Annotated in this window: 1 protein-coding gene; it reads right to left on the bottom strand. The window is 55.0% G+C overall.

Going from position 1 to position 438, the window contains the following annotated elements; all coding sequences use genetic code 11:
• Positions 1 to 72 precede the first annotated feature (72 nt).
• A partial coding sequence (locus ACTHUR_RS21270) for a polyprenyl synthetase family protein (protein WP_440400795.1) occupies positions 73 to 438 on the bottom strand: 366 nt, incomplete at its 5' end.

Here is a 438-nt window from a genome sequence, read left to right as displayed (position 1 = left end):
AAACAGGCTGTTTAAAAAGGCCGTCTGAAACCTAAAATCAGGTTTCAGACGGCCTTTATTTTATTCGCAGGTTTAGTTTTTCCGCGCAGTAACAAACTCAGCCAGTTGGCGCAGGCGCAGGGCTTTGCCGCCGAATGGCTCAATCAGGGCAACAGCTTCTGCAATCAGCGTTTCTGCGTAAGTACGCGCGGCGTGCAGGCCCATCAGTTTGACGTAGGTCGGTTTGTCGTTGTCCGAGTCTTTGCCGGCGGTTTTGCCCAAGGTGGCGGTATCGGCTTCGCAGTCCAATACATCGTCGATCACTTGGAAAGCCAGGCCCAATTTGGCAGCGTAGCGGTCTAAGGTTTGGATTTGCGCCGGTATTAAGTCCGGGCAGGAAAGTGCGCCTAAGGCCACGGCCGCGCGGATGAGCGCGCCGGTTTTGAGGCTGTGCATCTG

The sequence above is a fragment of the Neisseria sp. P0021.S007 genome (genome assembly GCF_051956855.1).
Note: the sequence above shows the minus strand (reverse complement) of the source record. Positions and strands in the feature narration are given on the sequence as shown.